We start from the raw sequence: 10,173 nt of genomic DNA on the forward strand, positions 1-10,173 counted from the left end.
TCTGAGAAAATAGTTTTAACCTAAACTATCCGAGAATCTTTAATTTTAAAGATAGCTCGGATATTTTTCTTGACAGTCCGCAAAACAAAAAAGCATGCCGCTAAGCAATGCTTTCCTTATCAAATTACTTTTTAACAATTTTCCTAGACTTTACTGATGCGCAGTTTCAGACTTGCCCTGGCCTGCGAAACGCCGGCGTGCAGAGCGTTGGGAAGCAGCTGGCTTTTGTTCATTCCGGGTCTGCGTACGTACTGCCTTTGAGGATTCCGGTCTTTTCGCTTCCGATTTTGTCTCAGATTTATTTCTAGCTTCCAGCTCGGCCAGCGTCATAACGGATTCCTGATTGATTTTCGGTGCTTTTCTGACCGGTATTGTATACCGAATCAATTTTTCAATGTCCTTGAGATAGGGCCGCTCGTCGGTCTGGCAAAAGGAAATCGCAACGCCGGATTCTCCCGCCCGCGCCGTTCTTCCAATACGATGGACATACGTTTCGCTGATATTGGGAATGTTGAAATTAACAACATGTGATAAGCGTTCAATATCAATTCCGCGGGCTGCAATATCCGTTGCCACCAAAACCCGGATCTGATGATTCTTAAAGGCTGCCAAAGCATTTTGGCGGGCATTCTGCGATTTGTTGCCATGAATCGCCATCGCCTTCACATGACCTTTATTTAAGACCCGGACAACTTTATCCGCTTCATGCTTGGTACGGGTAAAAACCAATGCTGAAGTCACGGACTTATCTTTTAATAATTCCATTAACAATGCGCTTTTATCCTTTTTCTCGACAAAATACACCGCCTGCTCGATCTTTTCAATCGGTGTGGATACTGGCGTTGCTTCCACGCGAACGGGATTTTTTAATAAAGAAGCGGCCAGTCCCGAAATTTCCTTCGGCATTGTGGCTGAGAATAACAAGGTCTGTTGTTTGTTGACCAGCAAAGCGCTGATCTTCTTTACGTCATGAATAAAACCCATATCGAGCATTCGATCAGCTTCATCCAAAACAAAGATTTCAACCTGTCCCAAATCCAATAATCCCTGCCCGACCAGATCCAATAGCCGGCCCGGCGTTGCAATGAGGACGTCCGTGCCTCTTTTCAGCTGTTCAACCTGAGCGCCCTGCTTCACTCCGCCGAAAATCACCGTTGTTTTTAACGGCAGACTTTCCCCATAACGATGGAAATTGTCAACGATCTGAATCGCTAGCTCGCGCGTCGGCGTTAAAACCAAAGCCCGTACCGGCCGTTTGCCCTTCACGGGCGCCTTGGCTAAACGATCCAGAATCGGCAGCGCAAAAGCTGCCGTCTTCCCGGTTCCGGTCTGCGCCAAACCTAATAAATCACGTCCCTCCAAAACAGGCGGGATCGCTTTCTGCTGAATTTTAGTTGGGGTTGTATATCCCATTTTACGGCAATTTCTTAAAATGCCGGGGTTGATTGATAATTCTTCAAATTTCATTTTTTACTCTTTCTATTCCGAATTCAAAAACAGTGCCGAAACGCACTGTCAGGATGTCATAACCAGATTATGCATCAAGAAATGGAACCTCTGGTTATTAGTATAGCTCAAGTTGTCCGATTTTACCAGAAAAAAGCACAAATACCTGCTTAATCGTCAATTCCAGAAACCGACCGGGTCTGAAAACACAAGGCGCGCTGAGTTTCATGTTCTTCATTTCCAGCGTCGATGTTAAATCTGTATTTCAGCACGGTCCTGCGGAGAAATCGAATTGACGTTTTCGTTTTATCCCGATTTCCCGGAAACTTCCAAGTGGAGCTTTGTCCACAGCCGCGCTATAATAGAAACAATGAACGCTGCTGGTTCCCTTCTCTGGCAGATCAATCGGAGCAGGTCTATGCAGAAAAAACAAGACTCACTTCTGCGCTTCTACGATGAAGATCAAGGGCAGCTTTTTGTATTGTGTTCCCAGGAATGTAAGTTTTTATTAATTCCGCAAATTAATATCCAAAAAAATGTCACAAACTTCTCTGCCTTCCGTCTAATTATTGAAAGGAGAAATTCAGATGGACAAACAAATTTCCGAAGCTTTAATTGAAAAGGTGCTGGATCATCAGCCGCAGGCCGTCAATGAACTGATTGCACAGCTGCAGACTTCCATATTTAATTTGGCGCTGCGGATGCTAGGAAACATCGCGGATGCCGAAGATGCCACACAGGAAATTCTGCTTCTCGTATTGGAAAAGCTGCCGGCTTTCCGCGGCGAGAGCGCGTTGACAACCTGGGTTTACCGCGTCGCCGTCAATCGTCTGATTGATGAAAAACGGTCGATGTTCGCTCAGCATCCGCTCAGTTTTGAGGCTTATGCCCAGGATATTCAGGCTTATCAGCAGGAATCGCAGCGCGAGGATAGAGTAATTTTAGCCAGAGAGCTGAAGCTTTCCTGCACAAACGTGATGCTTCAGTGTCTGAAACCGCAGGATCGCTGTATCTTCATCTTGGGAACGATGTTTAAAGCCGACAGCCGGCAGGCTGCTGAAATTCTCGGTCTGACGCCGGAAAATTACCGGCAGCGCTTATCCCGTGCCAGACGGAAGATGGCAGACTTCATGTCGCAATATTGTTATCTGGCATCCGGAGGCTGCCGCTGTACCTGCCGTATTGACTTTGCGATCGGAACCCAGCGGCTGGATCCGGAAAATTTAGAATATTCCAAACTGCCTTCCGCTGATCCGCAGGTCCTGCATCAACACTTAGAAGCAATGGAAAAAATTGAAGACCACATGACGATTTTCGATCAAATGGAAGCCTGCCTGCTGCCGGAAGAAAAGCAGCGCCATTTACAGGAAGTGGTTTCTTCCGTCTGGATGGAAAAAGTATGTCAGAATTAGATATGGATCTGGCTTTCACTCAACAGTTTCTCAGCGACCTTGCCCGCAACAACAATTTAGACTGGATGCATGCTCACCAAGCTGAATACAAACAGGCCCGGCGGCAGTTTGAAAAGCTGGCCCAGGCAGTCAACGACGTTTTAGCTCAGGAGGATCCGCGTCGTTTGGATATTGATATTGCCCGCCGCATCAGCCGGCTGAACCGGGATACTCGTTTCTCAAAAGATAAATCGCCTTACAGCCCGCTCTTCCGGATTCATTTATCCCCCAGCGGTCCGCAGCCCATTCCCTGCGATCTGTTTCTCTGCCTGACTGCTGAAACACTGCTAGTCGGAGGCGGATTATTTGCCTCCATGTTCAGCGAAGCCACAGCTTTGGTCAGACAGGCGATCCTGGATCAGGCCGATGAATTTGACAGACTCATTCACAATCAGGAATTCGCTGTCTGTCTGCCGATTCGGGGCGAGAGTTTAAAGCGCGTGCCAAAGCCGTTTCCAGCTGATCATCCGTTAGCGGATTACTTAAAAATGAAGTCCTGGTACCTGGAGCAGACCGTTGAGCTCGGCGAATCGAATGCGGCGCTGATCGAACACATGATCGCACTCGCAAAAAGCATGCAGCCTTTCAATGATTTCTTAAACAAAGCCTTGGCTGATTTTACCATGCCCCAGCGTTAATTTATATTGAAAACGAAGCCGACAGACTTCGTTTTTTTTCACAATTTGCAGATCTGATTTCTCCCTCGCAATCTGCCTTTTTTAAGATCCGCTTAGCTCGATTCATGATGCCTCACTAAGAAAGCCAAAAGACCATGATGACTTAACCGCTGACGACCAAACATTAAAATCGAATCCTATCCGCTGTTATTTTCTTCTTGCTGGAACGAATGTAAATTGAAAACCTTCATCTGCTTTGACAAATGAGCATTCCGGAAAAATCTGACTTAAATACTTTACCAATCCGAGCATTCCTTCCATCTCATTTGTGGAATGATGGCAGAGGATACAAGGAATCTGGGCGTCCAAACACCATTGCAGGTCAATCCAGTTGGTGCAGCTGTCATCCGAAAGAATCATGCAGTCCACATTTTCCATCCGCATGATCTGAGAATCCATTTCAGCCCCGACTCCAACGCCTAATTTAGTCACTGACTGTTCAGGATTTCCCAAAATTTCAACGCCGCTGCAGCCATGCGGGGCTAACGCCTCCGCTAATTTCTCAGCTAATTCCAACACGGTTTTATGCCGAAGACAGGCGTAATGATAAAAGGAGTCGGTTGGCCGAGGATTAAACGGAATTCCGGTAATTTGGGCAAGGCAATCCGCAACACCATATTCAGGAAAGCGATCCCAGCCATCATGGCAGCGATAAATTGTAATCTGATGATCACGGCAAAGTTTGATTTTTTCATCCCGAAGCTCTTTCATGGATTGATATGGAGCCGTTGTTTCCAGATAGAAGCAATTTTCATGAGAGATGATAAAATGAATATCCCGCTTAATACATTCCTCAATCACCTTTTTTGTTGCAACCCAGCAAACTGCAGCCTGAGTGATCTCCGTCTGTGTTTCGCCGATCAGAACGATATCCCGGGTTTTGCGATAGTCCACCCAGGGCGTATGTTGTTGGAGATGATCTAAAATCGTCTGTATTTGCATAAACAAACCTCCTATTTATTCCATTATAAACCGAACAACGGCAGATATCCTATGATATTTAATTCCCTGATCGGCTTTCTCAGCCACTTTATGCACAAAGTCTGTTCAGATCAAGTTTTTTGAGTCATTTCATGTATAATATATCTAGGCGGCAACAGAAAAAGAGGTTTCAATATGAATTTGGATTTTGTAACTTTAACTTTGGATAATCTGGAAACAGAACATCTCAGCTGCATCATCCGCAGCAAAAAACCGCATCCAGGTGTAGAAGCGAAACGCCGATGGCTGGCTGAGCGGATTCCTGAAGGTCATATATTTCGGAAACTGAATGTGAAGGAAGCGGTTTTCATCGAATATGCGCCATTGGAAACGGCTTGGGTTCCAATTCTTGGTGAGAATTATCTCTATCTATACTGTCTATGGGTGTCTGGATCTTATAAAGGTCAGGGTATCGGGCAGGCACTGCTGGAATCCTGTCTGGCAGACGCTGAAAGGCAAGGCAAATCTGGTGTCTGCATGCTTGGCTCCCGCAAACAAAAAGCCTGGCTTTCTGACCAAGCCTTCGCGAAGAAGTTTAATTTTAGGGTTGTTGATCAAACAGAGAATGGTTACGATCTGTTGGCCTTGTCTTTTGATAATACCTTGCCGAGGTTCGCTCAAAACGTGAAACAGATGCGAATTGAAAATCAGGAATTAACACTTTTTTATGATGATCAATGTCCGTTTATTAATCAATATATAGAAACTATACGGAAAGAATGTGCGGCCGACGCCATTCCGCTATCGCTCAATCCCATTGACTCTCTGGAAAAAGCGAAGTCCCTTCCTTGTGTGTTCAATAACTGGGCCTGCTTCTATAAAGGGCATTTTGAAACAGTCAATCTGCTTAACCTAGACGCCTTAAAACGGATCTTAAGGAAAGGCTGAATCGACATTATTCATATCGTTCTTCATTTGGGCGCTGATAAACAGCGTCTTTTTTTTGTTTTCATCTATACAATATTAATCATTACAATTCCATACTTTTACAACCCAATTCAAACGAAGTTGGAGATCATCCGCGATTCTTTGATACTTCCAATTCAGCCGGTAATTATCCTGAGCGGATTAGGATGCGTACTGCAGACATGGATAACTTATTGAAGCACGCTCAGCATACGCTTTTGTCCCCTTGAGCAGCCGACAGCGGCAAAAAAAGACAGCGCGCAGCTGTCCTTTCAGCGCAGATCTTCCTGCGTTGTAATCTTAATGTTTTTATAAGAACCCAAAACGGCATAGACCGCCTCGCCTGTCAACAGTTCCACAACCTGAGCGTCATCGGTGGCCTGCACCTTTTCCTGACGCGCTTTGCGGTATGCCCGTAGAATCAGCGACGTTTTAAAAGCCTGCGGCGTCTGCGCCTGAACCAGCTGGCTGCGGTTAGGCGTTTCCTTAATTCTTCCCTCTTCAATGACCTTGATCGTATCCTTGCACGGTACGGTCAGAAGACAAGCGTCATGCTCGCTTAAACATTGACAAAGCCGGTCCAGACAAGCTTGTTCAAGAAACGGCCGCGCTCCGTCATGGATCAGCACATAATCCTCACTCACCGCCATCAGGCCGTTGAACACACTCTCCTGCCGGGTCGCTCCGCCTTCCACGAAAACCACATTTCCCCGCTGCGTTCGATTGCGCATGCAGCGAACATAATCCTCACGCTGCGTAACGATGACAATCTGACGGCAGCGCGGGTCTGCTTCAAAGATACTCATTGTTTTTTCCAATACATTTTTGCCGTCCGCAAAGGTGTAAAACACCTTGTTGTAGCCAAGATTCATCCGGCGGCCTTGTCCGGCAGCCACGATCAACGCTGAATATTCCATCCTTTTCCCTCTTTTTCGCCTTTTAGTAGTGTTTATTTTATCACACCCTGTAAAGCCAGGCAACCAGCGCCGCTGTTTTTCACAGTTCCCGGACTGTTTTTACCTCATTCAGCCAACTGATTTTTTAAAATGCCGTGTTAAATAGGAACGGATCTGCCGGTCGATCTTTTCCGGATCTTCGCCTTCCACATCAAAAGGCGTATCTTCTCCCAGCTCCAGCGCCAGCTGCGGCATTTTGCGGGTAATTTCCTGATAACGCCGGCGGGCCAGAGCTTCCATTTCCGCACTGCCCAGCGTCTTAAAATCGAGAACGGCATCAGCCAGTGTTTCCCAACCCTCGCCCTCACTTTGAACAGCGGCGGCCTGAAAGCCGAGTCCCGACAGACTGCGGCTCTGCTGGGTGTCCAGCAGAATCAGACAATGCCGCAGATCGACCTTGCGTCCGGCTTCTTCTTCAATCATTCCCTGCTCGATGCCTTTGCGCAGAATCGCCTCACACTCTGCCCGAGCCGCATCCAGGTTCCGAATCAATAACAGCGAATAAGGGGAACGCCGCAGTTTTTCCAGCCACAATGAATACTGCTGATCGGTTCCGTGGACAAACCGATATCCCGCCTGACTGTCCTGATAATCCATCATATCCACTTCAATCCGCCGGTCATCCTGGCCAAAATACAGCTGCGCCAGCACTTTCGCTAATCGCTGCTTCAAGGAAAACTGCTTTCCGCAAAGCAACCAGACGCCTAACGGCTTGTCTTCAACAACGCCCAGTTCCATCCATTGCAGCTGCTGATCAATCTGCGTCAGCATCGTCTGCTGACCGACGAGTTCCTTGCGCAGACGCTGCATCACACGGTCCTTGCGATTTCGATCCTGCAGCGGCACATCCGTTAACTGCTGCAGAATCTGATCGATATCCTGCCGGCTGACCTGATCGCGATGATCCATCCGCGCGCTGGCACAGGCCAGATCAATAACGTCCAGCGCTTTGTCCGGCAGTTTGCGTGAAGGCATGAAATACTGCGTGCTTTCCATCAGCGGTTCAATGAGATCCATTGGAAACTGAATCTGATGATGCTGCTCGTATTCGGGAATTTTAGCTTCAATCATCCGCCGGGCGGAATCGAGATCCGGCTCTTCTATCATCACGGGCTGGAAACGCCGCTGCAAGGCCCGATCCTTCTCAATAAACTTAAGGTATTCGTCATAGGTCGTTGCTCCGATGCAGCGGATTTCACCCCGCGCCAGCACCGGCTTAAGCACGCCCGCAACATCGATCGAACCTTCAGCTTTACCGGCACCGATGATCTGATGAATTTCATCAATAAAAAGAATGACCTGGGGAAACTGCTTCAGGGCATCCAGTATTTTCTGAATCTTTTCTTCAAACTCACCGCGGTATTTTGTCCCGGCCACTAATCCGTTGACGCTGAGTTCAAAGATCACGCTGCCGCGCAAACAATCCGGGACTTCCCCATCCTGAATACTTTTCGCCAGCTGTTCAACAAGTGCCGTTTTGCCTACTCCCGGGTCGCCTAACAACAGCGGATTCGCTTTTTCCTTGCGGCATAAAATCCGAATTACGGCTTTCATCTGTTCCTGGCGTTCAACGATATTGGAAGGCCGGTTTGTCATCCACTGATTCAGATTGCGCAGCTCCCGAATCGAGTTCAGACTTTCAATATCCTGCTGATTCAGTTCGCTGATTAATTGGGCAATATCCATATCATACCGGCGCAGCAGTTCAGAAGCCACATTATTCGGGGTTTCCAGCAATGTCCGCGTCAACATTTTCAGCGTGATCACATGCGGTGTAGACCGCGCCGCTTCAATCAAACATTTCTCCAGGATTTCTTCGACGGTCTGCGTGTATTCCGTCTGCCGTGTTTCCTCCTCATTAAATCCGAACAGCACCTGAATATCTTCTTTTAACTGTTCCGCGGTAATTCCGCGATCATTCAGCAGCTTTTTCAATGCTGAGTTTTCCGTCTGCAGAATACCGATCAACAAATGTTCCGTCCCGATAAAGGTATTTTTCATCTGCCGGGCTACCGTGCGGGCTGCCTGCAGCGCCTTTTGGGCCTGAGGATCAAAATTGGTTTTCATCCTCGCGATTCCTCCTTCCAAACCGTTGAACTTCCCAGTCCAAGTTCAGTGATAGTATTGCCCCGAGCCGTAACCACTACTCTGGAGCTGTCTGTTCCAATTTTAGGATTTACCTCTGGCTGCTTCAACAAGCTTCATTTCAGTTTATCCGATAACCGGAGAACTTATGCCCGATCTTGAATCAGCACCTTGTTTTCTCAAACATGCGTTATCTGAAAACAAAAATAAAGGCGGTAACATTACCTTCGCATTTTTATCATAAAAATGTAAATTGTTTCCAAATCACTTTCTTTATGACATCCAGGCAAAAACATTTTATAATGGAAGCAATGACTTGCAGAAAGCAGGGAAAAGCGAGGTGATGTCATGATCGTAACAACCAAAACGGGAGATCAGGGAACAACTGAAATTCAAAGCGGACGGATTTCCAAAGCCGACCCGCTGTTGGAAGTGTTGGGTGATCTGGATGAACTGAGCGCCGATTGTCTTGTTTTCGCCAGTCTGACGCCTGCCTATCGGCTGGTTATGGAAGCTCTTGTCCAAGATCTCAGCGCCGGCTGCGCGGAACTGGCAGGGTATGGAGAAGGCCGGTTCTGCCAACGCATTGAACGGCTTGAGCTTGAAATGAAGGAGATGCTGAAGGATGGGAGTGAGTTTCGGTTTCATTATCCTCTCGCCTGTCCCTCCAGCGCCTTGTTCAACCGTTTAAGAGCTGTCAGCCGGCGGGCTGAACGGCATTGGTGGGGATTGCAGAACAGCCGCAAAACCAATCCGCAGCTGGGCATTTATCTGAATCGAATCAGTGATTATTTCTTTGCTTTGCAGATTCAAGCGGCTGTCGATTCAAAATCCAATTCATCAGCGAATTCCACTGCGGATTCAGCCATGTAAAATAGAGGAAAGGAAGCAATGCTATTATGGGATATCGTAAGGAAACGATCGCTAAACTCAATCAGGATATTCGGGATTTTTTCCCGTATTTAACTGAAATCCAACCGGAGGATCATACGATTCATTCCGGCGTATCACGGCTGGTCATGCTTGACCGTTATGCCCAAAAGGACCGGGAATTAAAGACGCTGGGGGTTGGGGATATCGTTCTGGCGGTCATTAAAGAGGACCCGAAGTATCCAGCCCGGGGAGTGGGGGCAGTAAAGACGATCGATTGGGAAAACGAAAGCGTCACCATTGAGATCGAAGAGGAATTCCGCGGTACGCTGGAAGACGAGCAGGAGTCGGTCACCGGCTTAATCCGCCGGCCGTTTTCCGAAATTGACAAGCCGATGGAAATCTACTATGAACAGATTGCCCGCCGTGTCGGCAAAGCGCTGGCGGAGCCGGAGAACAACGAGGCTCAGCGGGAAAAATATGCCGATTTGTTCACCGATCAATTAAAAAAGTTAAATGTCATTCCGGCCGGACGCGTTTTATTCGGCGCCGGCAGCGGAACTCAGGTCACCTATTTCAACTGCTTCGTTATGCCGTTTGTCGCGGATTCCCGCGGCGGCATTGCGGAACACCGCAAGGAAGTCATGGAAATCATGTCGCGCGGGGGCGGCGTCGGCACCAATGGGTCCACTTTGCGTCCGAAGCATGCTCCGGCAAAGGGCGTCGGGGGACGCAGCAGCGGTGCTGTCAGCTGGCTGAACGATATCGCCAACCTGACCAACCTGGTTGAACAGGGCGGTT

At 47.8% G+C, this 10,173-nt stretch carries 10 protein-coding genes; 6 read left to right on the plus strand and 4 right to left on the minus strand.

Annotation, left to right across the window (positions count from 1 at the left end; all coding sequences use genetic code 11):
• Positions 1 to 150: 150 nt before the first annotated feature.
• The gene (locus tag BN162_RS09610) at positions 151 to 1,467 is read right to left on the minus strand and encodes a DEAD/DEAH box helicase (RefSeq protein WP_020224875.1); all 1,317 of its coding nucleotides are present in this window, start codon (positions 1,465 to 1,467) and stop codon (positions 151 to 153) included.
• A gap of 397 nt (positions 1,468 to 1,864) precedes the next feature.
• On the opposite strand from BN162_RS09610, the gene BN162_RS18615 reads away from it, so the two are divergent.
• Genes BN162_RS18615 through BN162_RS09620 form a run of 3 tightly spaced genes read left to right on the plus strand, consistent with a single transcriptional unit; the run spans position 1,865 to position 3,535 of the window.
• On the plus strand, positions 1,865 to 2,065 hold the full coding sequence (locus tag BN162_RS18615; RefSeq protein ID WP_147612171.1) for a hypothetical protein: 201 nt from the start codon (positions 1,865 to 1,867) through the stop codon (positions 2,063 to 2,065).
• Positions 2,034 to 2,858, plus strand: a complete 825-nt coding sequence (locus BN162_RS09615) for an RNA polymerase sigma factor (protein WP_020224876.1) — start codon at positions 2,034 to 2,036, stop codon at positions 2,856 to 2,858. Before BN162_RS18615 ends, BN162_RS09615 begins: the two co-directional genes overlap by 32 nt.
• Positions 2,846 to 3,535 (plus strand): DUF2461 domain-containing protein, encoded by a 690-nt coding sequence (locus BN162_RS09620; RefSeq protein WP_020224877.1) that lies wholly within the window; start codon positions 2,846 to 2,848, stop codon positions 3,533 to 3,535. Before BN162_RS09615 ends, BN162_RS09620 begins: the two co-directional genes overlap by 13 nt.
• 186 nt (positions 3,536 to 3,721) lie before the next feature.
• Here BN162_RS09620 and BN162_RS09625 read toward each other — a convergent pair whose 3' ends face one another.
• A complete protein-coding gene (locus tag BN162_RS09625) occupies positions 3,722 to 4,516 on the minus strand; it encodes a Nif3-like dinuclear metal center hexameric protein (RefSeq protein WP_020224878.1) in 795 nt (264 codons plus the stop codon).
• A 174-nt stretch (positions 4,517 to 4,690) separates the two neighbouring features.
• Between BN162_RS09625 and BN162_RS09630 the strand changes: the two genes are divergently transcribed.
• Complete coding sequence (locus tag BN162_RS09630) at positions 4,691 to 5,443, plus strand: GNAT family N-acetyltransferase (RefSeq protein WP_020224879.1); 753 nt, start codon at positions 4,691 to 4,693, stop codon at positions 5,441 to 5,443.
• 290 nt (positions 5,444 to 5,733) lie between these two features.
• On the opposite strand, the gene ispD is transcribed toward BN162_RS09630, so the two are convergent.
• Both ispD and BN162_RS09640 read right to left on the minus strand, forming a co-directional pair.
• Positions 5,734 to 6,378: a 2-C-methyl-D-erythritol 4-phosphate cytidylyltransferase gene (gene ispD, locus BN162_RS09635; RefSeq protein WP_020224880.1), complete on the minus strand. Its 645-nt coding sequence runs from the start codon at positions 6,376 to 6,378 to the stop codon at positions 5,734 to 5,736.
• A 108-nt stretch (positions 6,379 to 6,486) separates the two neighbouring features.
• Positions 6,487 to 8,484 carry a Clp protease N-terminal domain-containing protein gene (locus BN162_RS09640; protein WP_020224881.1) on the minus strand — a complete coding sequence of 666 codons (1,998 nt, stop codon included), beginning with the start codon at positions 8,482 to 8,484 and terminating at the stop codon, positions 6,487 to 6,489.
• Between the two features lie 366 nt (positions 8,485 to 8,850).
• Here BN162_RS09640 and BN162_RS09645 point away from each other — a divergent pair, with 366 nt between their 5' ends.
• Both BN162_RS09645 and BN162_RS09650 read left to right on the plus strand, forming a co-directional pair.
• A complete protein-coding gene (locus BN162_RS09645) occupies positions 8,851 to 9,375 on the plus strand; it encodes an ATP:cob(I)alamin adenosyltransferase (protein ID WP_020224882.1) in 525 nt (174 codons plus the stop codon).
• Between the two features lie 26 nt (positions 9,376 to 9,401).
• Positions 9,402 to 10,173, plus strand: a 772-nt coding sequence (locus tag BN162_RS09650; RefSeq protein ID WP_020224883.1) for a ribonucleotide reductase N-terminal alpha domain-containing protein, incomplete at its 3' end; no start/stop codon positions are given.

The organism is Holdemania massiliensis AP2 (genome assembly GCF_000327285.1).
Taxonomy (GTDB): Bacteria; Bacillota_I; Bacilli_A; order Erysipelotrichales; family Erysipelotrichaceae; genus Holdemania; species Holdemania massiliensis.

Excerpts from the sequence above, each read along its gene's own strand:
- BN162_RS09620 (WP_020224877.1), top strand. The coding sequence starts at position 2,846 with ATGTCAGAATTAGATATGGATCTGGCTTTCACTCAACAGTTTCTCAGC.
- ispD (WP_020224880.1), bottom strand. The coding sequence starts at position 6,378 with ATGGAATATTCAGCGTTGATCGTGGCTGCCGGACAAGGCCGCCGGATG.
- BN162_RS09610 (WP_020224875.1), bottom strand. The coding sequence starts at position 1,467 with ATGAAATTTGAAGAATTATCAATCAACCCCGGCATTTTAAGAAATTGC.
- BN162_RS18615 (WP_147612171.1), top strand. The coding sequence starts at position 1,865 with ATGCAGAAAAAACAAGACTCACTTCTGCGCTTCTACGATGAAGATCAA.
- BN162_RS09640 (WP_020224881.1), bottom strand. The coding sequence starts at position 8,484 with ATGAAAACCAATTTTGATCCTCAGGCCCAAAAGGCGCTGCAGGCAGCC.
- BN162_RS09630 (WP_020224879.1), top strand. The coding sequence starts at position 4,691 with ATGAATTTGGATTTTGTAACTTTAACTTTGGATAATCTGGAAACAGAA.
- BN162_RS09615 (WP_020224876.1), top strand. The coding sequence starts at position 2,034 with ATGGACAAACAAATTTCCGAAGCTTTAATTGAAAAGGTGCTGGATCAT.
- BN162_RS09625 (WP_020224878.1), bottom strand. The coding sequence starts at position 4,516 with ATGCAAATACAGACGATTTTAGATCATCTCCAACAACATACGCCCTGG.
- BN162_RS09645 (WP_020224882.1), top strand. The coding sequence starts at position 8,851 with ATGATCGTAACAACCAAAACGGGAGATCAGGGAACAACTGAAATTCAA.